The sequence below is a fragment of the Streptomyces sp. CB01249 genome, from assembly GCF_001905735.1.
Taxonomy (GTDB): domain Bacteria; phylum Actinomycetota; class Actinomycetes; order Streptomycetales; family Streptomycetaceae; genus Streptomyces.
In genome coordinates this window covers 1,123,314-1,148,659 of the sequence record NZ_LISW01000001.1, presented here as the reverse complement: position 1 = coordinate 1,148,659, position 25,346 = coordinate 1,123,314, and the positions used below count along the sequence as shown (strand labels likewise).

The 25,346-nt window shown below is 71.6% G+C and carries 19 protein-coding genes, 1 tRNA gene and 1 pseudogene; 8 read left to right on the top strand and 13 right to left on the bottom strand.

Going from position 1 to position 25,346, the window contains the following annotated elements:
* Window positions 1–380, bottom strand: a pseudogene (locus tag AMK18_RS35130) (glyceraldehyde-3-phosphate dehydrogenase); the annotation flags it as partial.
* 82 nt (window positions 381–462) lie between these two features.
* The gene (locus tag AMK18_RS04840; protein WP_073861759.1) at window positions 463–1,452 is read right to left on the bottom strand and encodes a Gfo/Idh/MocA family protein; all 990 of its coding nucleotides are present in this window, start codon (window positions 1,450–1,452) and stop codon (window positions 463–465) included.
* 174 nt (window positions 1,453–1,626) lie between these two features.
* On the opposite strand from AMK18_RS04840, the gene AMK18_RS04835 reads away from it, so the two are divergent.
* Together AMK18_RS04835 and AMK18_RS04830 are read left to right on the top strand one after the other, a co-directional pair.
* A complete protein-coding gene (locus AMK18_RS04835; RefSeq protein ID WP_018100080.1) occupies window positions 1,627–2,370 on the top strand; it encodes a GntR family transcriptional regulator in 744 nt (247 codons plus the stop codon).
* 157 nt (window positions 2,371–2,527) lie between these two features.
* Window positions 2,528–4,234: an RICIN domain-containing protein gene (locus tag AMK18_RS04830; protein ID WP_073861758.1), complete on the top strand. Its 1,707-nt coding sequence runs from the start codon at window positions 2,528–2,530 to the stop codon at window positions 4,232–4,234.
* A 60-nt stretch (window positions 4,235–4,294) separates the two neighbouring features.
* Here the strand turns inward: AMK18_RS04830 and AMK18_RS04825 are convergent, their stop codons facing one another.
* The 4 genes from AMK18_RS04825 to AMK18_RS04810 form a co-directional block, all read right to left on the bottom strand.
* Window positions 4,295–6,118, bottom strand: a complete 1,824-nt coding sequence (locus tag AMK18_RS04825; protein WP_073861757.1) for a glycoside hydrolase family 2 protein — start codon at window positions 6,116–6,118, stop codon at window positions 4,295–4,297.
* Window positions 6,119–6,188: 70 nt separating this feature from the next.
* Entirely contained in the window at window positions 6,189–7,085 is an 897-nt protein-coding gene (locus AMK18_RS04820) for a carbohydrate ABC transporter permease (protein WP_018100083.1), read from the bottom strand.
* A gap of 2 nt (window positions 7,086–7,087) precedes the next feature.
* Window positions 7,088–8,023: a carbohydrate ABC transporter permease gene (locus AMK18_RS04815; RefSeq protein WP_018100084.1), complete on the bottom strand. Its 936-nt coding sequence runs from the start codon at window positions 8,021–8,023 to the stop codon at window positions 7,088–7,090.
* A gap of 22 nt (window positions 8,024–8,045) precedes the next feature.
* On the bottom strand, window positions 8,046–9,419 hold the full coding sequence (locus AMK18_RS04810; RefSeq protein WP_073861756.1) for an extracellular solute-binding protein: 1,374 nt from the start codon (window positions 9,417–9,419) through the stop codon (window positions 8,046–8,048).
* 250 nt (window positions 9,420–9,669) lie between these two features.
* Here AMK18_RS04810 and AMK18_RS04805 point away from each other — a divergent pair, with 250 nt between their 5' ends.
* Entirely contained in the window at window positions 9,670–10,728 is a 1,059-nt protein-coding gene (locus AMK18_RS04805; protein WP_073861755.1) for a LacI family DNA-binding transcriptional regulator, read from the top strand.
* 10 nt (window positions 10,729–10,738) lie between these two features.
* On the opposite strand, the gene AMK18_RS04800 is transcribed toward AMK18_RS04805, so the two are convergent.
* Window positions 10,739–11,344: an HAD family hydrolase gene (locus tag AMK18_RS04800; protein ID WP_241836448.1), complete on the bottom strand. Its 606-nt coding sequence runs from the start codon at window positions 11,342–11,344 to the stop codon at window positions 10,739–10,741.
* 111 nt (window positions 11,345–11,455) lie between these two features.
* Here AMK18_RS04800 and AMK18_RS04795 point away from each other — a divergent pair, with 111 nt between their 5' ends.
* Window positions 11,456–12,478 carry a helix-turn-helix domain-containing protein gene (locus tag AMK18_RS04795; RefSeq protein ID WP_073861753.1) on the top strand — a complete coding sequence of 341 codons (1,023 nt, stop codon included), beginning with the start codon at window positions 11,456–11,458 and terminating at the stop codon, window positions 12,476–12,478.
* A gap of 137 nt (window positions 12,479–12,615) precedes the next feature.
* Complete coding sequence (locus AMK18_RS04790; RefSeq protein ID WP_241836447.1) at window positions 12,616–13,605, top strand: hypothetical protein; 990 nt, start codon at window positions 12,616–12,618, stop codon at window positions 13,603–13,605.
* Window positions 13,606–13,698: 93 nt separating this feature from the next.
* Here AMK18_RS04790 and AMK18_RS04785 read toward each other — a convergent pair.
* The 6 genes from AMK18_RS04785 to AMK18_RS04760 form a co-directional block, all read right to left on the bottom strand.
* Window positions 13,699–13,772: transfer RNA gene (locus AMK18_RS04785), tRNA-Pro, on the bottom strand.
* Window positions 13,773–13,891: 119 nt separating this feature from the next.
* Entirely contained in the window at window positions 13,892–16,084 is a 2,193-nt protein-coding gene (locus tag AMK18_RS04780; protein WP_073861752.1) for a right-handed parallel beta-helix repeat-containing protein, read from the bottom strand.
* The gene (locus tag AMK18_RS04775; RefSeq protein ID WP_073861751.1) at window positions 16,081–17,547 is read right to left on the bottom strand and encodes a M1 family metallopeptidase; all 1,467 of its coding nucleotides are present in this window, start codon (window positions 17,545–17,547) and stop codon (window positions 16,081–16,083) included. The genes AMK18_RS04780 and AMK18_RS04775 overlap by 4 nt, the downstream gene beginning before the upstream one ends.
* Complete coding sequence (locus AMK18_RS04770; protein ID WP_073861750.1) at window positions 17,544–19,217, bottom strand: extracellular solute-binding protein; 1,674 nt, start codon at window positions 19,215–19,217, stop codon at window positions 17,544–17,546. Before AMK18_RS04770 ends, AMK18_RS04775 begins: the two co-directional genes overlap by 4 nt.
* Before the next feature lie 48 nt (window positions 19,218–19,265).
* Window positions 19,266–20,126, bottom strand: coding sequence for a carbohydrate ABC transporter permease (locus AMK18_RS04765; RefSeq protein ID WP_073861749.1), 861 nt, complete (start codon window positions 20,124–20,126; stop codon window positions 19,266–19,268).
* An 82-nt stretch (window positions 20,127–20,208) separates the two neighbouring features.
* Window positions 20,209–21,231, bottom strand: coding sequence for an ABC transporter permease (locus tag AMK18_RS04760; RefSeq protein WP_073861748.1), 1,023 nt, complete (start codon window positions 21,229–21,231; stop codon window positions 20,209–20,211).
* Window positions 21,232–21,571: 340 nt separating this feature from the next.
* Here AMK18_RS04760 and AMK18_RS04755 point away from each other — a divergent pair, with 340 nt between their 5' ends.
* The 3 genes from AMK18_RS04755 (at window position 21,572) to AMK18_RS04745 (ending at window position 25,328) form a co-directional block, all read left to right on the top strand.
* Window positions 21,572–22,561: a hydroxyacid dehydrogenase gene (locus AMK18_RS04755; protein ID WP_073861747.1), complete on the top strand. Its 990-nt coding sequence runs from the start codon at window positions 21,572–21,574 to the stop codon at window positions 22,559–22,561.
* Between the two features lie 95 nt (window positions 22,562–22,656).
* On the top strand, window positions 22,657–23,751 hold the full coding sequence (locus tag AMK18_RS04750; RefSeq protein WP_018100110.1) for a LacI family DNA-binding transcriptional regulator: 1,095 nt from the start codon (window positions 22,657–22,659) through the stop codon (window positions 23,749–23,751).
* A gap of 158 nt (window positions 23,752–23,909) precedes the next feature.
* A complete protein-coding gene (locus AMK18_RS04745; RefSeq protein WP_073861746.1) occupies window positions 23,910–25,328 on the top strand; it encodes a M60 family metallopeptidase in 1,419 nt (472 codons plus the stop codon).
* The last annotated feature ends 18 nt before the right edge of the window (window positions 25,329–25,346 follow it).

Below are 25,346 nucleotides of genomic sequence, written 5' to 3'. Positions count from 1 at the left end.
TCGCGGCGCTCGATCTTGTTGTCCCCGATGGCGCCGGCGACGGCCTCCGCGGTGAACTCCGCCGCGCTGAGGCCGCGGTCGTCCGCCTTGTGGGTGGCGGCGAGCATGCCGATGTCGATCTGGGAGGGGCCCAGGTCGAGGGTGGTGAGGGCCTGGAGGAAGGGCAGGGTCTCGGTGACCGAGAGCTCCGCGCCGTCGATCTGCCGGGCGAATCGGTGGGTCTTGAGGATGCTCACCACCGATTTGTTCACCAGCGAGCGGCTGTGCAGGAGGACGGTGACGTCCCGCTCGCGGTGCAGCTTCCCGATGATCGGAATCATCGATTCCGCGATCTCCTCGCGGTTTTTCCAGTTGGTGAACGCGTCGTCATTGACAGTCACAGGTTTATCTTTCGAGCTAGGCGGCGCTCATATGGTAACCGGACGTTCATTCGACACCTCACCCCGGCCCGGCCCCCCGCCCTCACTCCCCCACGCGCACCGGCCGTCCCGTGCGCCGCGAGCGGTCGGCGGCCTCCGCGATCAGCAGCGCCGCCAAGGCGTCGGCCCCGGTGCAGGGGCTGGGCCGCAGACCCGCCGCGACCTCGGTGAAGGCCGCCATCTCGGCGACGTACGCGTCGTGGAAGCGGCTGAGGAAGCCGTCGTACGGGGCGGTGCCGGACGGCGTCCCGTCGGCGGTGGTCCGCAGGGGCGCGCGGTCGCCGTACCCGGTGGCCAGGGTGGCCCGCGAACCGGCGAGCTCCATGCGCGCGTCGTATCCGGCGCCGTTGTAGCGGGTGGCGGTGCAGCTGACGAGGGTGCCGTCGTCCAGCGTGAGGACGGCGACGGCCGTGTCGACGTCACCGGCCGCCGCGAAGGAGCCGTCGCCCCGGTTGGCCCCGGTGGCGCTGACCTCCACGACCTCGCGGCCGGTGACCCAGCGCACACTGTCGAAGTCGTGCACGGCGCAGTCCCGGAAGATGCCGCCGGACAGCGGCAGGTATCCGGCCGGCGGGGGCGCCGGATCGGCGGTGCACGCCCGTACGGTGTGCAGCCAGCCGAGCTCCCCGGCGGCGGCCGCGTCGCGCAGGGCGGTGTACCCGGCGTCGAAGCGGCGCTGGAAGCCGACCTGGAGCGGCACGCCGGAACGGGCGGTGGCGGCCAGCAGGGCGTGGGTGGCTTCGAGGCCGGCGGCAACCGGCTTCTCGCAGAAGACGGGCACCCCGGCGGCGACGGCCGCGCGGATCAGCGTGTCATGGACGGCGGTGGGGGCGGCGATCACGACCCCGTCCAGGCCGGAGCCGAGCAGCGCGTCCAGGTCGCCCGTCCAGTCGGAGCCCAGCTTCCCGGCCAGCTCGCGGGCCTGCTGCTCGACGGCGTCGTGCAGGACGAGGCGGTCGACGGCGGGCAGGGCGGCGAGGGTGGCGGCGTGGAACGCGCCGATGCGGCCCGTTCCGATGAGTCCGATGCGCATGCGCGGGTGCCTCCGGGGCGGATGGGGGCCTGCTGGCCGACGCTCCTGATCTTCGTCTTTGTATCGTCGCCGATCGCGCCGGGTCAAGCATTTGTACTGACATATATACGTACTGAGCTGGGCGCGGGCTTACGGCATACTGAGTACGTGGCACGACGTTCCGAGGAGCCCGGCATGGAACCGCTCACCAGGCTGATCACCATCGACCGGTCCAGCCCGGTTCCGCTGTACTTCCAGTTCGCGCAGCAGCTCCAACACCTCATCGAATCGGGCACGTTGGCGCCCGGTGCCCGGCTGGAGAACGAGATCGCGCTGGCGGACCGGTTCGGGCTCTCGCGCCCGACGATGCGTCAGGCCATGCAGCATCTGGTGGACAAGGGGCTGCTGTCGCGCAAACGCGGGGTGGGCACCCAGGTCGTCAACAACCGGGTCCGCCGCCAGGTGGAACTCACCAGCCTGTACGAGGACCTGCAGCGCGAGGACCGCCGCCCGCGCACCGAGGTCCTGTCGATGCGCGTCCGCCCCGCCGAGGGCCGGATCGCCGCCGCCCTCCAGCTGGAACCGGGCATGGACACCGTCGAGTTGCGGCGGCTCCGGTACGCGGACGACGAGCCGATGGCCGTCCTGGAGAACCACCTGCCGATGGGCCTGGCGGACCTCACCGAGGACGACCTGGCCACGCACGGGCTTTACGCACTGCTCCGGCGCTCCGGCATCACCCTGCGGTCCGCCGAGCAGACCATCGGCGCCCGCCGGGCCACGGCGGCCGAGGCCCGGCTGCTGGCGGAGGGGCGCGGCGGCACCCTGCTCACCGTGGAACGCACGGTGCTGGGCGACGGGGGGCGTCCGGTGGAGTACGCCCGCCACCTGTACCGGGCGTCGCGGTACTCCTTCGAGATGACACTCACGGCACCCTGACGCGCCCGGCCCCGACGCGCTCGGACAGTCGTTGAAGCGGAAGCTGTCCGCCCTGTTTACATCGATGTACATCCGGCCCTACTGTTTCGCCGTCAGCAGCCCCACCCGGACTGGACCTGGGCCCCCCACGCCTTCGTGCCCCCGAGGAAGGAAGCCTGTGCTCTCCTTGCGCCGACCCCCCAGACCCGCATCCCTCCCCTCCTCCGCGACGGCCGGCCGCCTCGCCCGCTGGGCGGCGCGCGCCGTCGCCCCGGTCCTGGCCGCCGCCATCGGTCTGACCTTCGCCCCGGCCTCGGCCGCCCCCGCGACCTCCCCCGCCGCGCCCGCCGTCGCCGCCGCCAACGGCACCCCGCTGGGCAGCGGGACCGGCCTCTACCCGAGGGCGATCCGGCTGGAGCACAGCGGCTCCGCCAACGGCCGGGTGCTCGCCAGCGTCGTCACCTTCAACGGCAACAACGGCGTCGGTGCCATCCACGAGAGCACCGACGGCGGGGCCACCTTCCGGCAGGTGGGTGCCGTCACCGACCCGGAGTCGTCGGGCGGGCAGGGCCTGTGCTGCTCCACCCTCTTCGAACTCCCGCGCCAGGTGGGCTCGTTGGCGCCCGGCACCCTGCTGTGGTCCGCCTCGTCCGGTGCGGACGAGCAGAACCGGCGCATGGCGCTGCGCGTCTGGCGGAGCAACGACGTGGGCCGGACCTGGTCCTACCTTTCCACCTGCGCCACCGCGAACGGCACGGGCGGGCTGTGGGAGCCGGAGTTCTCCGTCGCCGCCGACGGGGCGCTCGTCTGCCACTACGCCGACGAGACGGACCCCGCGCACAACCAGAAGCTCGCCGCCGCCCGCAGTTATGACGGGGTCACCTGGCAGGACCGCCGCAACACGGTCGCCAGCTCCTGGGAGCCGGACCGGCCTGGGATGCCCATGGTGCGCCGACTGCCGAACGGCACGTACTTCATGAGCTACGAGATCTGCAATCCGGGCGGCCAGTACCAGTGCGTCGTGCACTACCGGACCTCCCCGGACGGCTGGGACTGGGGCGACCCCGCCTCGCTCGGCTACCGCCCGGAAACCGTGGACGGCAAGTACTTCCGCGCCGCGCCCACCATCGCCTGGGCGCCCGCGCCGGGCGGCGGGGCCAACGGCCGGCTCCTCCTCATCGGCCAGCAGCTCCTGAACCGCGACGGCACACCCGCCGCCGACAGCGGCCGCACGATCCTCGCCAACACGGAGAACGGCACCGGCCCGTGGTACGAGATCGAGGCCCCCGTGAAGGTCGCGGCACCGACCGCCACGTACTGCCCGAACTACAGCTCGCCGCTGCTGCCCTCGGCGGACGGCCGCACCGTGCTGGAGATCGCGACGGACTGGGACGGCGACGTCTGCCGCCCCTACGTGGCCACCGGTCCCCTCACCGGCAGCGGTGACGCGGCCGGGGTGGCGGACGGTGCGCGCTACCGGCTGGTCAACGCCAACAGCGCCCAGTGCCTGGACGTCGCCGCCGACTCACGGGACGCGGGCGGCAACGTACAGCAGTGGACGTGCAACGGCCTCGGTCCGCAGGCCTGGACGCTGCGGGCGCACGGCGACGCGTTCACGCTCACCGGCGTCAACAGCGGCTACTGCCTGGACGTGGAGAACGGCTCCGCGACGCCCGGCGCGAACGTACGTCAGTGGTACTGCAACGCGGCGGCCGCGCAGGACTGGCGGCTGGAGAACGCCGGGCGGGGCTACTACCGGCTGGTGGTGAAGTCCTCCGGGCAGTGCCTGGACGTCTCGCAGGGCTCCCGTACGGCCGGGGCCAACGTTCAGCAGTGGACGTGCAACGGCCAGCAGCCGCAGCTCTGGCGGCTCGAACGGGTCTGACCACGACGGATGCCCGCCCCTTCCTTGCCGGGAAGGGGCGGGCATCCGCGTGTGTCACCGTCAGCCGGCGTTCGGCTCCTCGATCGCGGCGGGCCGCAGCTGGGCCTCCCGGATGCGGGCGATGTCCAGCTTGGTGCCCCGGTCGAAGCGGTAGACGCCGTTCTGCTCCTGGAAGACGTCGGTCAGCTGGGTGTAGCAGTAGCCGAACATGTCCGGGTCCCCCAGCAGCGCACCGGTCAGACCGGCGAACCGCTCGTGGAACTCGTCCTCGGTGCGCACCCGGTCGCCGTAACCCCAGGAGACCGTACGGTCGCTGCCCGACTGTTCGGCGGCGGCCTCCGGGTCCCACCAGACCCCGCCGAACTCGCTGACGAAGTAGGGCTGTCCCCGGTACGGCTGCGAGTACGCGGCGCCGTTCTCGTAGGTGTTGACGAACGGCTCCCCCTTGGCGAGCCCGGAAACCAGCTGCCGGAAGGCGGCCGGGTCCTGCTCGTAGGTGTGGGAGTCGTAGATGTCGGTCTCCAGGACCCGGTGGGAGTAGCCGGAGGCGTCGATTACTGGGCGGGAGGTGTCCATGGCCTTGGTGGCGAGGAACATCGCGCGGGTCACGTCGTCCAGCTGGGTGATCCGGTCGTGGAGCTTCTGGTACGTCTCGTTGAGCGGGCACCAGCCGACGATCGACGGGTGGGAGTAGTCGCGTTCGACGGCTTCCAGCCACTGCGCGACGAAGGAGGCGTCGGGCCGCTGGTTGTCGCCGGAGGAGCCGCCGACCTCGCAGCCCCAGTCGCCGAACTCGCCCCAGACCAGGTAGCCGAGGCGGTCGGCGTGGTGGAGGAAGCGCTCCTCGAAGACCTTCTGGTGCAGCCGGGCCCCGTTGAAACCGGCCTCCATGGAGAGCTCGATGTCGCGGACCAGGGCCTCGTCGGTGGGGGCGGTCATCAGCCCGTCCGGGTACCAGCCCTGGTCGAGCACGAGGCGCTGGAAGCGGGGGCGGCCGTTGAGGAGGACGGCCTTGCCCCGGATGGAGACGGAGCGCAGGCCCGCGTAGCTCTCGACGGTGTCGGTGGATTCGCCGTCGGGGCCGAGGAGTTCGAGGCGGAGCCCGTACAGGTGGGGGTCCTCGGGGCTCCACTCGCGGCGCCGGTCCTCCGGGACGGGCAGGTACAGGCGGGGGGCCAGATCGAGGTCGGCGCGGGCCTCGGCGCGGCAGACCTCGCCGGTGCCGTCGCTGAGGACGGCGCGCACGCGGTGGCCGGGGAGGTTGGCGGACAGGGGCAGTTCGAGGTGGAAGGCCCCGGCGGCGAGGTCGGGGGTGATGCGGGGGCGGCGCAGATGGGCGTCGGCGACCGGTTCGGCCCAGACGGTCTGCCAGATGCCGGTGGTCCGCGTGTAGTTGCAGTCGTGGTTGGCGTACTGGATCGCCTGCTTGCCGCGGGCCTGCGGTCCGGACTTCGGGTCGCGGGCGCGGACGGTGATCTCCACCTCGCGCCCGGCCGGGGCCAGGTCGCCGAGGTCGGCGGTGAAGGGGGTGAACCCGCCTCGGTGGCGTACGACTTCGGTACCGTCCACCCAGACGGTGGTGTCGTGATCGACGGCGCCGAAGTGCAGCAGCACCCGGCGGCCGGCCCACTCGGCGGGCGCGGTGAACCGGCGCCGGTACCAGACGGCTTCCAGGAAGTCGGTGTCGCCGACGCCGGAGAGCTCGGACTCGGGGGCGAAGGGTACGAGAATCTCGCCGGTCAAGTCCCGCTCCAGGAGCCCGCGTTCGAGACCGCTGTCCCCCTGGTCGGTCTCGAACTGCCAGGTCCCGTTGAGGTTGAGCCAGTCGCGCCGTACGAACTGCGGGCGCGGGTACTCCGGACGGGGGACGGAGGGGGTGTGCACAGGTACTCCAGGTGGATCGTGGTGGCGGCCGGCCGGGAGACCGGCGCCGGGGCAGGGACAGTCGGCGGGGTCAGCCGCCGCCGAGGCCGGTGGTGGCGACGGAGTTGACGATGCGCCGCTGGAAGAGCAGGAACATGACGATCAGGGGCAGCGCGGCCAGCAGGGCCGACGCCATGGACTGGGCGTACTGGATGCCGTACGCGTCCTTGACGGTGGCGAGGCCGACCGGGAGCGTCATGAGATCCGGGTCGTTGGTGACGACGAAGGGCCACATGAAGTTGTTCCACGCGCCGATGAACACGAAGATCGCGACGGCGGCGACGATCGGCCGGGACAGCGGAAGCACGATGGAGGTGAAGACCCGCAGTTCGGAGGCGCCGTCGATGCGGGCGGCGTCCTCGAGTTCGCGGGGTATCGCGTCGAAGAAGCGCTTCAGGATGAAGACCATCATGGGCGCCACCACCTGCGGCAGGATGACGGCCGCGTAGGTGTCGACCAGGTGGAACATCGTCATCTGCTTGAAGAGCGGGACGATCAGCAGCTGCGGCGGGACCATGATCGCGGCGACGGTGACCGCGAGCAGCGTCCGGCGGCCGCGGAAGGTGCCGCGCGAGAAGCCGTACGCGGCGAGCGTGGAGACGGCCGTGGTGAGCAGGGTGACCAGGACCGAGATCAGCAGGCTGTTGAACGCCCAGGTCGGTACGTTGCCGCGGTCCAGGATCTGCCGGTACGCGGAGAGGGTGAAGGCTCCCTTGAACGGCGAGAGGCCCGACTTCATCACGTCCTGCTCGCTCTGCAGCGAGGTGGCGACCGCCCAGACGAAGGGCAGCAGCCAGGCGACGGCGAGCACGGTCAGCGCGGTCCCGGCGAGCGCCCGGGGCAGCCGCCCGTGACCGAGCAGCAGGGGCGAGCCGGACTCCTCGCGCGGCCGGCGCGGGCGGCGCACGGGGGTGGAGATGGCGGACACGGTCAGCCCTCCTGACGGAAGAAGCGGAGTTGCAGGACGGAGACGACGATGACGATCGCGAAGAAGATGTAGCTGACCGCCGAGGCGTAGCCCAGCCGGTATCCGGTGAACCCGACGTCGTAGACGTATTCCAGGATCGGGCGGGTCGAGCCGTTGGGGCCGCCCTTGGTGAGGATGTAGATCTGGTCGAACACCTTGAGGGACGCGAGCACTTGGAGCATCGCGACCAGCACGGTGGTGTGGCGCAGCTGCGGCAGGGTGACCGACCACAGCCGCCGCCAGGCGCCCGCGCCGTCGAGCGCGGCGGCCTCGTCGTACGTGGTGGGCAGGGACTGCAGGGCGGCCAGGTAGAGCAGGAAGTTGAAGCCGACGGTCCACCAGACGGTGAGGGCGGCGACCGACCACATCGCCACGGACTCGTCGGAGAGCCAGCCGACGGGTTCCATGCCCAGCGAGGTGAGCAGCTGGTTGCCGAGGCCGATGTCGGGCTGGTAGAGCCACGTCCAGATGAGCGTGACCACCGTGACCGGCAGCAGGTACGGGGCGAAGTAGGCCAGCCGCCACACCCATTGGCCGGCCAGTCCGCTGTGCACGAGCAGCGCCATGCCGAGCGCGACCAGGACCAGCGGTACGCAGGAGATGACGGTGAAGAGGACGGTGTTGCCGAGGCTGCTCCAGACGTCCGGGTCCCCGAACGCCTCGGTGTAGTTGGCGAATCCGACGAACTCGGTGCCGCGCAGGCTGAGCGAGGCGTCGGTGAGGCTCATCCAGAGGCCCTGGACGACGGGCCAGACCAGGAAGAGCGCGAACACGACGAGGAACGGCAGGACGAACAGCCCGCCGCCCCGGGTCAGCGAGCGGCGGCGCCGGGGCGCGGCCGTCGTCGCGGAGGGTGGCTGCGGGGGCGCCGCGGCTCCGGCGGGCGCGGTGGTGGTCACGATGCGGCTCCTTCGGCTGTCGTCAGGCGACCGGGTTGGGCTGGCGCAGCAGGGTGTCCGCCTCGCGGACCATCTGCCGTACCGCGCTCTCGGCGGAGGTGTTGCCCAGCAGCGCCGACTGGAGCGGCTGGCACATGCGGTTCTGGAAGTTGCCGCCGGCTCCGGCGAACCAGTTCGGCGGGTCGAGCACGGCGATCTCGCCGGCGGCCGCGTAGGACGACTGGGGGTCGAGCTTCGCGTACTCGGGGCGGTCCTGCACCGGCAGGTAGGCGGGGATGTGGCCGGCGCTCGCCCAGGTCAGGCTCTGTTTGACGATCTCGGCGATGTAGCGGTGGGCCTGGCGGCGGCGGGCCGGGTCGGGGTCGTTCTGGTGCGGCAGGACGAAGCTGTGCGAGTCGGCGTAGACGGCCGGGCGGGCGAAGACCTGCGGGAAGGGGGCGGCGCCGAGGTGCTTGATGCCGGACTTGCGGAACGTGGGCAGCTCCCACTCCCCCGCCATGATCATGCCGCCGCGGCCGTCCATGAAGGCGGCCATCGCGCCGTTGTAGTCGAGGTTGTTGGGGTTGGTGCGCCCGTCGAAGAGCTGCTTCATGAAGGTGACGACCTTCACCGCGGCGTCGATGTCGATCTTCGGCGGGCCACCGTCGGGCAGCGTGAAGGAGGCCCCGGTCTGGGCGTACAGCGCGGCGAACTGGCGCCAGCTCTGGGCGGTGTCGGTGACGTGTCCGAAGAGCACGCCTGACTTGCCGGTGATCTCGGCGAGCTTCTTCCCGGCGTCCAGGAAGGCTTCGGGCGAGCCCATCGGCGCCAGGTGGCCGGCGGAGTCGAGCAGTCCGGCCTTGTCGGCCACGTCCTTGTCGTAGAAGACGATGAAGGGGTGGACGTCCAGCGGGACCGCGTAGACCGTGCCCTGGTGCTGGGCGCGCTTCCAGACGGCGGGCGCGAAGTCCTTCTCACTCACGCCGAATTCGGCGAGGACGTCCAGGTCGAGCGGGTCGAGCAGACCGCCCGGGGCGTATCCGGCCAGCCGCGACAGGTGGAGCACGGCGACGTCGGAGGCCCGGCCGCCCGCCGCCGACATGGCGAGCTTCGTGTAGTACGACGGGCCCCAGTCCAGGATCGTGCGGTCCACGTCGAAGCCGTCGGCGCCCTTCGAGACGGCGGCGATCATCTCGTCCATCAGCATGCCGTCGCCGCCCTGGAAGAGGTCCCAGACCTTCAGGGCGGACGCCCCGCCCGCGCTCGCAGGCGAGGCGCAGCCGGTGAGCGGGCCCGCCGCGAGCAGCGCGGCCGCCCCGGCGGTGCCGTAACGCAGCAGTCCACGGCGCCCGATGGCGGGCGGGCGGCCGGGGTCCCGGGGTCCGGGCAGCCCTCGTGCGGGAGGTGCAGGGTTCATCACTGACCTTTCGACGCCGGACGACGTGCCCGGCCGACGGCAGGCGCCATCGGCACGGCAGCCGTCGGCCGCCCGTGCACATCGGGGGTGATCCGCGCCGGTCTCCCGATGCGGTGCCCTGTTTTTACATCGATGTACATTGGCTGTAAAGAGCTGGGTCATCACCTGTGCCGGATGCGCCGCCCATCGGCACGGGGCGGCCGGGGCCCACGGCATAGACTCGGCGCGTACCGAGGGTGGGGAGTCGCGGGTGGCACGACCGAGGATCAAGGACGTCGCACGGCACGCGGGGGTGTCGGAGAAAACGGTGTCCAACGTGCTCAACGACTATGTGCACGTGTCCGACCGGACGCGGCGCGTGGTGCAGGAGGCCATCGACCACCTCGGCTACCGCATCAACCTCGCCGGCCGCCATCTGCGCAGCGGACGCACCGGCATCATCGCCCTGGTGGTGCCCGAACTCGACGTCCCGTACTTCGCGGAGCTCGCCCGGCATGTCGTCCGGGAGGCCGAAAAGCGCTCCCTGACCGTGCTGATCCACCAGTCGGGCGGCGACCGCGAACGGGAGAAGGCAGCCCTGGCCGGTTTCGGCTCGGACTTCGTGGACGGCGTCATCCTCAGCCCGCTCGCCCTCGCGCCGGACGACCTGCGCGCCCACACCGGACCGCCGCCGACCGTCCTGCTCGGCGAGCTGCTCAACGAGGGCGCGGACCATGTGGCGATCGACAACGAACGCGCGGCCCGCGAGGCCACCGAGCACCTGCTCGCGCTGGGCCGGCGCCGCATCCTCACGGTCGGCGGCCGGGACGACGGCTGCGTCGGTACGGCCCAGGCCCGCACCCGCGGCTTCCGCCTCGCGCTGTCCGGGGCGGGCCTGCCGTACGACCCGGCGTCGCTGCTGCCGGTGGAGGCGTTCCACATGAGCGACGGCGCGGACGCGGTCCGCCGGGTGCTGGCCGACGGCGTCCGGCCGGACGCCCTGCTCTGCCTGAACGACCAGCTGGCGCTGGGTGCGCTGCGCGCGCTGCACGGTTACGGGGCACGGGTGCCCGAGGACGTGGCGGTGATCGGTTTCGACCATGTGGAGGGCGGCCGCTTCAGCGTGCCGTCGCTGAGCACGGTCGCCCCGGACAAGGAGGCGGTGGCCCGGGTCGCGGTGGACCTGCTGCTCCACCACATCGAGGAGGCCACGCGCCCGGACGCCTCCGGGAGCCCGGCCTCGGAGCACCCGCAGGACCGGGTGGTGGCGCACCGCCTGGTCCTGCGCGAGTCCACGGAGGGGGCGGCCGGGCGCGACGGGGTCTGGTGAGCGGCGGGCCTCAGCCCGTGAGCAGCCGCTCCAGGGTCCGCCGGAGCGCGGCCCCGCCCTCGAAGAGCTCGGCGGTGAGCCCGAGCTCGCGGGCGGCCCGGACGTTGGCTTCCCGGTCGTCCACGAAGAACGCCTCGCCGGGGACGGCCCCGAGCAGCCCGAGCGCGCCCGCGAAGGCTTCCTCGGAAGGCTTGGTCGCCCCGAGCGCGCACGAGAACGCGAGCACGTCGAAGCGGTCGTTCACCTCGGGCAGCCGCTCGGGCAGCCCGGCGCGCAGCAACGCGTCGTTGTCCGTGAAGAGGGCCGTCGGCCGGTCCCGCACGAGGTCGGCCGCGGCCAGGACCTCGGGGTCGGGCTCGAACGCCCCGCACCAGATGCGGCGCAGCTCCTCCGCCGTACCCGCGAACCCCAGTCGCCGCCTGATCTCCCCCTCCACCTCTTCGGCGCTCCCCTGCCCCCGGTCCCAGGCCGCGATCAGCCCGGCCCCGTACAGCTCCGACTCGACGCGCCGCGCGGAGAGCCCACACGCGGCCCCGAGCCGTTCGAGCCGCCGCTCACGGTGAAAGCGGCAGACGACCCCACCGAGATCGAAGAGAAACACCCGAGGCTTCTTCATGGATGGCAGCCTAGCCCCGGGCCCCCGCCGCTCCCCGTCTCCACGCAGGCCGCCGCGAGATGGCCGGGCACCACCTTCCGTCCCAACTCCCGCACCAGGCAACATCGTTGTATGCCAAGCCTCAGGGGTAAGCCCGGGAAGGAGCCGGCGGAGACGGGGCCGGTGGCGACCGTGGACACCGACGGCATCGCGCTCCCGGACCGGTTCGGCTGGTGGAGCGACATGGTCGGCCGGGAAGTCATGCCCGTCTCGATCCGGAGTCCGCACGCTCGACGTTTCCGGGGCTGGGCGGAGGCCGTGGAACTCCCCCGCAGCCGACTCGCGGCCTTCGGCTTCTCCCCCCTGACCGCGCGGCGCTCCCCGGCTCAGATCCGCAGGGAAGATCCCGAGGACGGTTTCCTGGTGCTGGTTCGGGAGGGCAGGGTCCGTCTGGAGCAGGGGCGCAACGACATCGGTCTCGGGCCGGGCGACATGTCCCTGTTCTCCAGTTCGAAGCCGCTGGCCTGCGATTTCGTGGACACGGGTGCCCCCGTCCGCATCACCCTTCTCCGTCTCCCACTGACCCTCCTCCCGTTGTCCGGGAACCGCGCCGACCGCCTGCTGGCCGAGCCGCTCCCGGCCGGAACCGCCTCCGGCGCACTGCTGGTCCCGTATCTGACCTCCTTGCCGAAGGCCGCCCGCACCGCGGGCCCCGCCGAACTCGCGAGGCTGGGCACCATCGCCGTGGACCTGGCCACGTCTCTCTTCGCGGCGCGACTCGACGACCGGAGTGCGCTGCCCGCCCGGTCGCGCAGAACAGTGCTCCTCGCCCGGATCGACGCCTTCATCGAGCAGCACCTCGATGACCCGGCCCTGGGTCCGGCGGCCGTCGCCGCCCACCACCACATGTCCGTACGGACCCTTCACCATCTCTTCCGCGACGAGCGGGAGTCAGTCGCCGCCACCATCCGGCGCCGGCGACTGGAACGGTGCCGCAGCGACCTGGCCGAGCCCGGCCTGCGGCACCTCACGGTCGGCGAGATCGCCCTGCGCCGGGGCTTCCGGCACCCCGCCGACCTCAGCCGGGCCTTCCGCAAGGCCTACGGGGTCCCGCCGAGCGAGGTCCGGGCGGGGCATGCGCTGAATGCGCCGTAACTCTGCGCTGTCCGCCAAAGACAGGACGCGCCGGGGCGGGCCACATTGGTCCCCCACCACGCCGCACGTCGTGGGGGGACGACGAGAACCGGGCGTGGCGCCTCGCGGGGGCCGGGCACCGGAGCCGGGGGGAGCGCATGGAGGCATCCGCGTTGGCGGCCATGGTCGTCGCGGTCATCACCGCGACGGCGACCGAGGCGGCGGGCGCAGTCGGTCAGGGAGCGGGGAACGCGCTCGCCGAGGCCCTGCGTGCCCGGCTCGCCGCGACGGAACGGGGGCGGACGGCCCTGGACACGCTGGACCGGGCCCCGGACGACCTCGCCGCAGTGGCCTCGGCCAGGTCCGCGATCCAGGAGGAGATCGAGGCGGACCCGGAACTGTCGCACCAGTTGCACGTGCGGCTGACCGCGCCCTCGACACAGACCATGGGCAGCCTGATGATCAGCGGCAGCAAGGTTTCGCGCAGTTCCATCGCCCTGGGCCCGCTGACCGTGAACAACACCCGGGCCGGGCGGGCCGTCATCGCCCTGCTCGCCGCCCTGCTGGTCGCCGTGGTCGCGCTGGCCGTGTACGGAGGCGTGGAACTGCTCGTACCGGACGACTCTCCCGGGTCGTCCCGGAGCGGCGACCACAACGCCGTGCGTGCCCTGAACGCCGACGAGGTCAGGCGGGTCGTCCCGGACCTCGCGAGCATGCCCGGCGACTGGAAGAGAGACGGGTCCGTCACTTCCGGCCGGAACAAGAGCGTCAGCTGCTCGTGGGCCGAGGGGAGCTTCGTCTCCGCCTACGGGCGCGACAGCTCGGGAACACTGGTCCGCAGCATGTTCCGGGTCTGGTCCTGCTCCAGCGCGGCGGCGAGCGCGAAGGCCTTCGAGGAGAGCCGGGCGGCCCTGACCGCTGAGGCGGACGAACTCCCTCTTGCGGAAGTCGGCGATCAACGTGCCGCGACGACCACGCACGATGCCGCCATGGACGAGACGACGGCACGTGCCACGATCCGTGTGGGCACGGTACTCATCGAACTCCGCTACGGGCCTGCGCTCTCCACGGACGAGGAGTGGACCGCGGAATTCGAGCAGCTGGCCACGGTGACCGCCGACCGCGCCCAGCGGGCCCAGAACGCCTGACCGCCGGTTCCGGGTGCGGCACCCGGACTGAAACGGTCGAGGGCCGGTCTCGGATTTCTCCGAGACCGGCCCTCGACCTACGACTGTCACCAGTCGGGACGACAGGATTTGAACCTGCGACCCCTTGACCCCCAGTCAAGTGCGCTACCAAGCTGCGCCACGTCCCGATGCCCGTCTGACCTGGGGTTTCCCCCTGGCTGAACGCGCATGAGAACAATACCGCACTTCATCGGGTGGTCACGAACCGCTTTCCCGCGCGACGCGCTCCGTGTCCGGGCGGGCACCCTCAGTGGATCAGGACCTGGGAGAGGGCGATCCGGCCCGTGCCGGTCTTCACGATCCGAAGCGTACGGGTACGGCTGTCCAGGTCCACGACGGTGGGGCGCAGCGCCTTGCCGCTGACGTGGACGGTGCCGTCGTCGGTGACGATGTCGAAGTCGGCCGTCGTCGTGGCGGCGTCGTTCCAGACCTCGACCTGGCGGATGTGCCGGGTGGCTCCGAGGTCCACCTGCCACCAGGCGCCGTCCTCGGCGAGGGTGCGGGTGTCGGTGTTGGTGTCGGCGTCCAGGGCGAGCGCGGCGGTGGCGGTGCCGTCCGTCGAGGACTGGGTGGCCGTGCCGGTGCGGGCCAGGTCGGTGCGCAGCTGCTCGACCGGGCCGCCATGGGCTCCGGCGCGGGCGGCGACGGCCAGGGCGGCGGCCGGGAGGCGGTCGAGGCCGGTGTGGTTGCCGGTCATGACGGAGCCGGTGCCGCCGAGGGCGGGGGCGGCGGTGTCGGTCCAGTTGCCGCGCGCGGTGTTCCGGATGCCGTAGTCCGCCCAGTTGGAGACCCACTTGTAGCCGATGCGGGTGATGACGTTGTTCTCCACGGTGATGTACGAGGACTGCTCGTCCAGGTAGATGCCGTTGCCGTCGCGCTCGGTGTTGCCGTACGCGGAGCGGTTGATGTAGTTGCCGCCGACGACCGTGCCGGGCTGGGCGCCCTGGGTGTAGATGGCGCCGCCGTCGTGCTGCTGCCGGGCGACCTCCATGACGTCGGTGATGCGGTTGTTCGTCACCTTGTTGTCGCGCAGGACGGACTTCTGCGCCTCGGGCTGGTTCCAGCCCCAGCCGACGGAGATCGCCGAGTACGGGAGGTGGTCCAGGCTGTTGTGGTCGACGGTGAGCTCCGCCTCGTAACCGGCCCAGATGCCGACCGCGTCGGTGTACTCGACGCCGGTGCGGCTGATCGTGTTGTACGCGACGGTGTTGCGTTCCCCGGTGAGCGCGGCCTCCGGCAGGGGCTCGGTGTCACCGACGTACACCGCGCCCGAGGAGAGGTCGGTGAAGGTGGAGCGGGTGAGGGCGCTGTCCTTGGTGCCGGCCTCCAGGACCGCTCCGGCGCCGCCGAGGTGGGTGAAGCGCGCGGAGTCGACGGTGACCCCCCGGCCGCCGCGCACGGTGAGGGCGGCGGCCGGTTTGGTGTAGTAGCGGCCCGCGTGGTCGACGGGGCCGGTGGCTCCGGTCAGGGTGAGACCGGCCTGCATCCCCGCGTAGCCCTCGTCGGTGTCGGGCTGCCGGTAGGCCGCGTACGCGAAGCCGATGCCGCTGACCGTGAGGTCGTGGGCGCCGTCCACGGTGAGCAGTTGTTCGGTGTGCGGGGTGACGGCCCGCGCGCGGCGCATGTTCTCGCCCTCGCGCGGGAGGTAGGTGACGGTGCGGTCGGCGGAGTTCCACACGAACTCGCCCGGTTCGTCGAGGAGTTCGGCGGCGTTCTCGAAGAACGCGACACCGCTGTAGCGGGTGGAGTCGACGGCGGTGGTGTCCCAGGCGGGGCCGGTGCGGTCGGTGCCGCTCGCGGAGTTGGTCCAGCAGGGCTGGGCGAAGGTGAGGGTGTCCCCGCTGACGCCCGCGATCCGGCAGTGGTAGTTGCGCCAGCGGATGCGGATGACGGCCTCGGCGTCCGTGGGGCGCGCCCAGTGGTCGATGCCGGTCGCGGTGGCGCCGGTCATGCCGGTGGCGGTGGCGTCGCAGGTGCTCGCGGCGCACGCCTCGCCCCGGGCGCGGGTGGCGCGGTGGCCGTCCACGAAGAGCTGGCGCGGGGTGACCCCGGCGGGGACGGAGGTGGTCCAGGTGCCGTCGGCGTTCTCGCGCCAGCCGGTGAGGTCCCGGCCGCCGGAGAGGACCGGGTGGGCGCCGGGGGCGGCGGCCCAGGTCGTGCCGGAGTCGGCGGCGCCGAGCTTCAGGGGCGCGTCGAGCCGGTACGTACCGTCCTTCAGGAGTACGCGGACGGCGCGGCGGTGCTCGGTGCGGGCCAGGTCACGGGCGCCCTCCAGGGTGCAGGGCCGGGCGCTGGTGCACGCCGAGCCGCGGCCGTCCGGGGCGGCGTACAGGGTGCGGGTGCCGGGCGCCGCGACCGCCGGGGCGGCGAGCAGGGCGGTCAGGAGGGCGGCGGTGGCGGATGCGGCGGTGGCTCGTACGACGTTCAGGGGGCGGTTCACGCGGTGGCCTTCCAGTCGGGGTGGCCGGGCATGGGCGGGTTGACGGCCCCGAAGAGCCAGTCGCGCAGGAACGGGTCGAGGGAGCGGTCGCGGGTGGTGTCGACGGTGTGCCGGATGAACTGCTCGGAGGTGTACGTGGAGTCCTTGAAGCGCCTCACCCACTCGCGCATCACGGTGTCGAAGGAGCGCCGGCCGATGCGCTGGTTCAGGGCGTAGAGGACGAGGGCGCCGCCGTCGTAGATGTTGGTGCCGCCGAGCGCTTTGGGCAGTCCGGGCGGGCCGTCGGCGGCGCGGACGGCGTCGAGCTTCTCGTACGTGGCCTTCATCTTGTCCTCGAGGACGGACCAGCCGCGCTCCTCGCCGTACAGACCGGCGTAGTAGACGGCGGGGCCCTCGTTGAGCCAGGCCTGCTGCCAGTTGTCGGGGGTGACGGAGTCGCCGAACCACTGGTGGACGAGCTCGTGGACCATGGTGGTCTCGTAGCCGGGCTGCCCCTCGGCGTTGAGCTTGAACCAGTTGGTGCCGAAGAGGGAGAGCGTCTGGTTCTCCAGCGCGTCGGTGTACCCGTCGTAGATGTGCACCCCGTAGACGGAGAACGGGTAGCGGCCGAACTTCGCCTCCAGCCAGGCCAGATGGTCGGCGGTGCGGGCGACGACCGGGGCGTACGTGTCCTCCTGGCCCCGGGGCACGATGTGGCGCAGGGGCAGGCCGCGGTGGCTGCTGCCGTACAGGTAGGTGCCCTTGACCACGGCGATGCCGATGAGCTCGGTGGCCATGCGCTCGCGGAGGGCGAAGTGCCAGACGGTGGAGCCGTCGGCGCGCGGTGTACGGTGCGTCAGCTCGCCGTTCGCGGTGGCGACGTAGCCCTCGGGTGCGCTGATGTGGAAGGTCCACGTCGCCTTGTCGGAGGGGGTGTCGTTGCAGGGCAGGAAGGTGTCGGCGCGGGAGGACTGGGCGGCCGAGGCGAAGCCGCCGTCGCTGCCGAACCGCCAGCCGGTGAGGCCGAGCCGGGGTGCCTTGCCGTTGCCCCGGTAGCGGATCTCGACGGTGAACGCCTGATGGTCGCGGAGCGGGCGGGCCGGGGTGACGGTCAGCTCCTGGCCGCTCTGGCCGGGGGTGAGCTGCCAGGTGGCGGGACGTCCGGCGACGGTGACGGCGTCGATGGTGTGGCCGTCGGTGTCCAGGTTGAACGCGGACAGGTCCTGGGTGGCCCTGGCGCTGATCCTCACCGTGGCGGTGAAGTCGTACGTCACCGGGGTGAAGTCGAAGGTCAGGTCGTAGTGGGTGACCTGGTAGCCGCCGTTGCCGAGGGTCGGGAAGAGGGGGTCGCCGACGCCGTCGGAGCCGGGCTCGGGGTGGAAGCCGTGCGGGTCGGCGGCGGCGGGTGCGGAGAGGGCGGGGACGGTGACGGCTGCCGCCACCGCCGCGCCGCCGAGTGCGAGGACCGAGCGTCGAGTGGTCACTTCTTCCCCTTCTGGAAGGCTTCCTCGAACTCGCCGCGGGCCTGCTCGCCGCCCTTGGCCAGGTAGTCCTTGACCAGCTGGTCGTAGGCGGACATGGGCTTGCGGCCGGAGATGATGTCCTTGAGCACGTCGCCCTTCAGGGTGCCGAGGCTGCCAGCGCTCTTGGAGTCCCAGGTGGGCGAGGAGTACTGGAGCGTCGGGTCCGGCACCATCATCGGGATCATCTTGGTGAAGGTGTCGTGGACGTGGCGCACGCCCTGCTCGGAGTCGGCGCTGAAGATCGCCGGGACCGCGGACGCGGCGAACTTCCAGGGCACGGTGACGTCCTGGGTGCCCTGCTTGGTGAGGGCCGGGTTGCCCTTGTCGTCGCGGGTGAAGTCCTTGCCCTCGACGCCGTAGTTGATGAGGGTGTATTCGAGGCTGCCGAACGGCGAGGCCGCGAAGTCGGCGAACCGCAGGATCTCCTTGACGCGGTCCCCGGACGCCTTGCTGATGTGGGTGTTCTGCAGCGCGACGTTGTCCATCCAGGCGACGGCGTCCTTGCCGACCGGCACGAAGGGGCGCGGGTCGAACTTCTTGTTGATCGCCTTCATCGCGGCGATGTAGCCGACGCCCGGCGCGAGGTAGGTGGGCATGCCGTCGTAGACGTACGCGCCCTTGCCGTTCTTGAACATGTCCGTGTACTGGGCCTTCTGCGCCCCGGACATCTGGAGGGTGCCCGGGTAGTAGCAGCCGGCCTTGTACAGCGTGCGGGCCGTCTCGACCGCCCTGCGGTACTCCGGGGTCTCCAGGTCGAGGGTGAACTTGCCCGTCTTCTCGTCCAGCCGCCAGAAGTTGGGCGCTCCGGCGGACATGGCGAGCATGGTGGTGACGCCCGCGATGATGGCGTACCGGTCCTCCTTGGGGCGGGTCAGCTCCTTGCAGACCTCGACGAACCGGTCCAGGTCGGTGATCTGGTCCAGGCTGGTGACGCCGACCTCCTCGAAGAGGTCGTGACGGTAGACGCCCGCGCCCGCGGTGCCGGTGCGGGCGATCGGGATGCCGTAGAGCTTGCCGCCGAAGATCGCGCCCTGCCAGGCGCCCTTCGGGATGGCGGCGAGGTTGGGGTAGTCCTTGACCGCGTCCCCGGCGAGGTGCGGGGTGAGGTCGGCGCACTTGGCCTGGAGGAAGGCGGCCTTGTTGTCGACGCCGCCGCTCTCCGGGTACATGAAGAGGTCGGGCAGGCTGTCGCTGGCGACCATCGTGGAGAACTTGGTGCCGTAGTCGTCGGCGGGGACGGCCGTGATGTTCACCTGGCCGCCGAGCAGCTTCTCGATCTCCTGCCAGGCCGCGTTCTTGCCGCGCGAGGGCGGCGGCGGGGAGAAGGTCTCCATGGCGGCGCTGATCGGCTTCGCCCCCTTGAGCGGGGTGGTCTTCGTGGCCCGCAGCGGCTTGGCCGGGTAGCTGAAGAAGCCCTGCGGAACACCGGCCGCGGTGCCTTCCAGGTCGGGCTTCAGCCCGATGTTGCGGACGGCGCTGCGCGGGAGCAGGGACGCACTCTTGGCCTCGGCCTTCGCGGTCGTGCCGCCGTCGCCGCAGGCGGCGAGCAGCGGGGCCGCGGCCAGTCCGAGACCGACGCCTGCGCCCAGGCGGAAGAGCGATCTGCGGTTGATGGGGGTGGAGCTCGACACCTGGATCTCCTTGGAAGAGGGAAGGGAAGGAGTGCGGGACGGCGGCGGTCAGCCCTTGATGGCTCCGGTGAGCACGCCCTTGGTGAAGTAGCGCTGGAGGAAGGGGTAGACGCAGAGGATCGGGACGACGGCGATGACCAGGACCGCCATCTGCACGGCCTGCTGCGGGGCGAGCACTTCGCCCGCGGAGGCGGAGTCGAGGCTCTGGCCCTGGAGGACGTAGGTCCGCAGCACCATGGGCAGCGGCCACTTGTCGGAGTCGTTGAGGTACAGGAGCGAGTTGAAGAAGGCGTTCCAGTACGTCACCGCGTAGAAGAGGCTGATGACGGCGAGGACGGCCTTGGACAGCGGGAGGACGACGCGGACCAGGATGCGGAAGTCCCCGGCGCCGTCCACCTTGGCCGCGTCGTACAGCTCCTCCGGCAGGTTCATGAAGAAGGACCGCAGGACGACCAGGTTGAAGGCGCTGACCAGGGTGGGCATGACGAGCGCCGCGTAGGTGTCGTACAGGCCGAGGCCCTTGACCAGCAGGAAGTTCGGGATGATGCCGGCGTTGAACAGCATGGTGAACAGGGCCGTCATCAGGATGAAGCGGGAGCCGGTGACCTCGCGGCGGGAGAGCCCGTACGCCATGCCGACGGTGACGAGCAGACTGGCGAGGGTGCCGAAGACGGTGATGCCCACGGAGACGATCAGGGCCCGGCTGACGACGCCGCCGGTGAAGATCGTGCGGTAGGCGTCGAGGGTGGGGTGGTCCGGCCACAGGACGAGGCCGGAGCTCTTGATGATGTCGGTCTGCGAGGCGAAGCTCGTCCCGATGACGCCGACGAGCGGATACGCGACGGCCAGGACGACCACGACGACGGCGACGGCCTTCGCGGTCTGACCGATGCGGGTCGGGCGCTCCATCCACGGCGGGCGGCCGTCGGACTTGCGTACGGGGGCGGGCGGGGACTTGGGCGCGGCGGTCCGGGCCGTGGCGCGCGTCTTCTCAGCGGTCAGCACCGCGGTACACCCCTTCGTGGCCGAGTCGGTGGGCGAACTTGTTGGCGCCCAGCACGAGTGCGGTGCCGATGACCGCCTTGACGAGTCCGACGGCGGCGGCGACGCCCCAGTCGTTGTCCTTGATGCCGTGGTAGTAGACGTAGGTGTCGAGCACCTCGCCGGCATCCGGTCCGACCGCGTCGCGCTGGAGCAGGATCTGCTCGAAGCCGACGGAGAGGATCTGCCCGAGGTTGAGGATGAGCAGCAGGATGAGCACCGGCGCGATGCCCGGCAGCGTCACGTGCCACAGCCTGCGCCGGGGTCCGGCTCCGTCGATCGCGGCGGCCTCGTACTGCTGCCGGTCGATGTTGAGGAGGGCGGCGAGGATGATGATCGTGCCCCAGCCGGCGTCCTTCCAGGCGACCTGGAGGGTGAGCAGCCAGGGGAAGGCGTCCGGGTCGCTCATCATGTCGTAGCGGGGCAGTCCCATGCTGCCGAGGAAGTCGGGCAGGACGCCCGCGCCGCCCAGGATCTGCTGGAAGATCGAGACGATGATGACCCAGCCGATGAAGTGCGGCAGATAGACCACGCTCTGCACGAAGCGCCGGATGCGGTCGCTGGCGATGCTGTTGAGCAGCAGGGCCAGGGCGATGGGCACCGGGAAGAAGAACACCAGCTGGACGAGGGCGATCTCCAGGGTGTTGAAGGTCGCGCTCCAGAAGGCCTGTTCGCTGAACGCGGCGGTGAAGTTGGCGAAGCCCACCCAGACGCTGTGCATGTAGCCGAGGTACGGCTGGTAGTCCTGGAACGCCACCACGTAGCCGAGCAGCGGCACGTAGTGGAAGACGATGAAGTAGAGCAGGCCGGGCAGGGTGAGCAGCAGCATCACCCGGTCGCGTTTGAGGCGCTGTCCGAGTGTGAGCCGGTGCGGGGCGGCGAGGGCCGGGCCGGGCGGCGGGGCAGGCTCATCGGCCTGCTTTCGCCGCGTTCGCCGCTTTTCGCGCGGCAGCGGGGGTGCTGTGTCAGCCATGGTGGGTCCTGTTCGGCTGGGTGGCGCGTGGTGTGCCTTCTGCGGCGGCAAGTTAGTAAGCGGTTAACCCAAGCGTCAAGGGATCTGGGCGAACGTCTTCACCAGGCGTCGCCCTTCGAGGCGAATTCCGGGGCGGCATATCTCAACAAAGCGCCCCTAGCTGCCCATTCAGGCTGGTCGCGCGCTTGACGGTCGACCGTGGACGTCCCTAGCGTGCCGGTCATTCGATAGAACACGATTACTATCCGGAGGCAGGGTGCGAACCACCGAAGAGGCGCCGGCCCGTTCCGGTGCCGAGGCAGCGGACCCGCCCGGGAGGCGGCCGCGCACGGTTCTGGTCATGAGCACGGGGCTGCTGGACGACGTCTTCCCGCCCGCCGTCCGGTCGCGTCTCGAGGAGACCGCCGAACTGCTCGACCCGGCGGTGATCAGCGAGTTCGACTCCCCCGCCGCCGCCCGGGCCCTGTCCGCCGCGGAGGTGCTGCTGACGGGATGGGGCTGTCCGCCCGTGGACCCGGCGCTGCTGGACCGGGCACCCGCGCTGCGGGCCGTCGTCCACGCGGCGGGCACGGTGAAGACGTTTCTGTCACCGGCCGCCTTCGACCGCGGGATCGTCGTCTCGTCGGCCGCCGCCGCCAACGCCGTGCCGGTGGCCGAGTACACCCTCGCGGCGATCATCATGGGCGCCAAGCGGGTGTTCCCGTTCGCGGGCCTCTACCGGGCCCGCCGCACCCATCGCACCGCCGCCGACCTGGACCGCCACCACTGGCTCGGCACCCATGGTCTGACCGTGGGGGTGGTCGGCGCCTCCCGCATCGGCCGCCGCGTGATCGAGCTGCTGCGGACGGCGCTGGACGCGGAGATCCTGCTGCACGACCCGTACGTGAGCGCGGCCGAGGCCGCCCTCCTCGGCGTGACCCCCACCGACCTGGACACCCTCGTGGCGACGAGCGACGTGGTGACCCTGCACGCCCCGGACACGCCCGAGACCCGGAACATGATCGACGCCCGGCGGATCGGCCTGATGCGCCCCGGGACGCTGCTCGTCAACACCGCGCGCGGCCCGCTCGTGGACACCGAGGCGCTCACCCCGCACCTGGTCAGCGGCCGGCTCGACGCGGTCCTCGACGTCACCTCGCCCGAGCCGCTGCCGCCCGGCCACCCCCTGTGGGACCTGCCCAACGTGTTCCTGACCCCGCACCTGGCGGGCGCCCAGGGCAACGAGGTGGGGCGGCTGGGCGCGCTCGCCGTGGACGAGCTGGCACGGTACGCGCGGGGCGAGCCGTTCGGGCACCCCGTGCACCGGGCCGACCTGGGGAGGATCGCGTGACCGCCCTTCCGCCGCGGGCTCCGGGACCGCGCCGGACCGGGCCCGCCGCGGCACTAGGCTCGTCGTCACACAACAGCCTTCAGGGGGTGAGCCGGATGCGCCGGCAGAGCACGGCCGGGGACGGACAGCGGCGGGCGACGGTCACCGATGTCGCCCGGCGCGCGGGCGTCTCGACGGCCACCGTCTCACGCGTCCTGAACCGCAACTACCCCGTCGCCGACGCGACCCGGGAGCGCGTCGAGTCCGCCATGCGCGAGCTCGGCTACGTGGTCAACGCGCACGCCCGCGCCCTGGCCGGCGTCTCCAACCGCACCGTCGGCATCATCGTCAACGAGGTCATCGACCCCTTCTACGCGTACATCGCGCGCGGGGTCGAACGGGAGGCGGCGCTCGGCGGACGGCTCTGCCTGGTCTGCTGCACCCAGGGCGACCCGCAGCGCGAGCTGGCCTTCATCGACCTGATGCACGAGCGCCGGGCGGACGCGGTCGTGGTCGTCGGCGGTTCCATCGCGGACCGGGGCTACACCTCGGAGCTGGCCCGCCGGGCGCGCGAGCTGGACGCGGGCGGCTCGAAGCTGGTCCTGTGCGGCCGGCCCCCGCTCGGCGAGTCCGCGCCGACCGCCGCCGTGGAGTACGACAACGAGGGCGGCGCCTTCGCGATCACCGACCACCTGCTGATGCAGGGTCACGAGCGCATCCTCTACCTGGGCGGTCCGCCCAAGCTCTCCACCACCCGCGACCGGCTCGCCGGGCACCGCCGCGCCCTGGAGCTGCGGGGCGTGCCGGTCGATCCCGAGCTGGCCCAGCCGGGCGCCTTCAGCCGTGGCTTCGGGTACCGGAGGATGGCGGAACTCCTTCGGGACGGGCCGGAGTTCACCGCCGTGTTCGCGGCCAACGACATGGTGGCGGCCGGGGCCGCGCAGGCCCTGGAGGAGGCGGGCCTGCGGGTGCCCAAGGACGTCTCGCTGGTGGGGTACGACGACATCCCGGTCGCCCAGGAGCTGCGGCCCCGGCTGACCACCGTCCATGTGCCGCTGGAGGAGATGGGCCGTCAGGCGGTGCGGCTCGCCGTGTCCGGCGGGGACGAGGACGACTGGCGGGAGCCGACCACCGGGGCGTTGCGGCTCGGCACCCACATCGTGGTACGCGATTCCGTGGCGCCCCGGACCGGCAGACCGTTCCGCAAGTGACCGGTTACTTCCCGCCTGTCCGCAGTTGGCCATAGAAAATCACAGTAACTTCCCGACCCCCCTTGCGGCTCGACAGCAACCGCTTACATGCTGACGGAGCACCCCCCACCGTTCCGGACACCTTCGCCCCTCGTTCATGACTGCAGGGAGAGTTCCGCATGCGTAAGCACACCCTGTCCGCCGCCCCGGCCGCCTCCCCCGCCACCGACTCCGCCAACGATTCGGCCTCCTCCGTGGGCCGCCGCGCCGTCCTCGGCGCGGCGGCGGGCGCGGGAGCCGCGGCGGTCCTCGGCCTCACCGCCACCGCCGCCCAGGCCCGGCCCGCGACCGGCCGGCCCACCGGACGCCCCGCCGGTGGCCCCGTCTCGGTGACCGTCACCGGACGCCCCGCCGCCGAAGCTGAACGGCTGCGGCTCGCCCAGGCGTTGCGCGGTTCGGAGTTCCAGCCGACCGGCCTGTACGTGCCCGCCGGCACCCCGCTCTCGCTGACCGTCCAGCCGCACGACGGCCTCGTGCCCACGCTCTGGATCGGCGCCTGGGACTACTACGGCGAGATCACCGAGCCCCGCAGCTACCCGCTGACCTCCGGCGCCAACACGGTGACCGACCCGCACGGCGGCCCGGTCTACCTGACGCTCACCGGCGACGGCGAGCGGGCGGGCGTGCTCTTCCGGTCCGGGGCGGTCCGGATGCCGGTGTTCACGCTGGGCCGGACCGGCGAGGCGGACTACCAGCGCCAGCTGGACACGCTGACCGATTCGCCCTGGGTGGAGCTGCACGCCCCGCACACGATCATGACGCTGACCCGCGAGGGCGCCCTGCTGTACCGCGACGAGGACCACGCGGCGCTGCTCCGCCTGGTCGAGACCATCGTCGACTCGCACGCCCGGATCAGCGGCCTCGACGGCTCGAAGCCGGTGCACCGGCGCAAGGCGGGGCCGTACCACTTCACCGAGGTCAGCAAGGTGCCGACCGGCGTCGGGGCCTACGCCACGCACGGCTACAACGGCTTCCCGCGCGCCTACCTGGACCGGGCCACCACCGTCGAGGGCCTGCGGACCCGGGGCTGGGGGCTGTACCACGAGCTGGGCCACCTCCATCAGCAGATGGCGTACAAGCCGGGCGGCCTCACCGAGGTCACGGTGAACATCTACTCGCTGGCCGCGCAGCGCACCCTGAAGCAGCCGTCGAACCTGCTCACGGTCGACCCGGCGACCGGTCAGACCGTGTTCCAGAGCTCGCGGGACAAGTTCGGGACGCCCGGTCTCACGTACGAGAAGTCCTTCGGGGCGTACGAGAAGCTGGTGCCGCTGCGCCAGCTGGAACTGGCCTTCGGGGAGGGCTTCTGGCCGCGCCTGCACAAGCTGGTGCGCGAGGAGAACCCGCAGTCCGACTACACCGAGGACGCCAAGCGCTACCGGGCCCTGGCCACCTACTCCAGCCGGATCGCGGGCTACGACCTCACCGACTTCTTCGTGAACACCTGGGCGTTCCCCATCGACGCCACGGGCCGCGCCGAGCTCGCCGCGCTGAATCTCCCGAAGCCGCCCGTCGACCCGAGCACGCTCTCCGACTGAGCCCGCGACCACGAGGAA

Coding starts and splice junctions, on each gene's coding strand:
- AMK18_RS04745 (WP_073861746.1), top strand. CDS start 23,910: ATGCGTAAGCACACCCTGTCCGCCGCCCCGGCCGCCTCCCCCGCCACC.
- AMK18_RS04790 (WP_241836447.1), top strand. CDS start 12,616: ATGGAGGCATCCGCGTTGGCGGCCATGGTCGTCGCGGTCATCACCGCG.
- AMK18_RS04755 (WP_073861747.1), top strand. CDS start 21,572: ATGAGCACGGGGCTGCTGGACGACGTCTTCCCGCCCGCCGTCCGGTCG.
- AMK18_RS04800 (WP_241836448.1), bottom strand. CDS start 11,344: ATGAAGAAGCCTCGGGTGTTTCTCTTCGATCTCGGTGGGGTCGTCTGC.
- AMK18_RS04765 (WP_073861749.1), bottom strand. CDS start 20,126: ATGGAGCGCCCGACCCGCATCGGTCAGACCGCGAAGGCCGTCGCCGTC.
- AMK18_RS04835 (WP_018100080.1), top strand. CDS start 1,627: ATGGAACCGCTCACCAGGCTGATCACCATCGACCGGTCCAGCCCGGTT.
- AMK18_RS04840 (WP_073861759.1), bottom strand. CDS start 1,452: ATGCGCATCGGACTCATCGGAACGGGCCGCATCGGCGCGTTCCACGCC.
- AMK18_RS04760 (WP_073861748.1), bottom strand. CDS start 21,231: ATGGCTGACACAGCACCCCCGCTGCCGCGCGAAAAGCGGCGAACGCGG.
- AMK18_RS04810 (WP_073861756.1), bottom strand. CDS start 9,419: ATGAACCCTGCACCTCCCGCACGAGGGCTGCCCGGACCCCGGGACCCC.
- AMK18_RS04795 (WP_073861753.1), top strand. CDS start 11,456: ATGCCAAGCCTCAGGGGTAAGCCCGGGAAGGAGCCGGCGGAGACGGGG.
- AMK18_RS04750 (WP_018100110.1), top strand. CDS start 22,657: ATGCGCCGGCAGAGCACGGCCGGGGACGGACAGCGGCGGGCGACGGTC.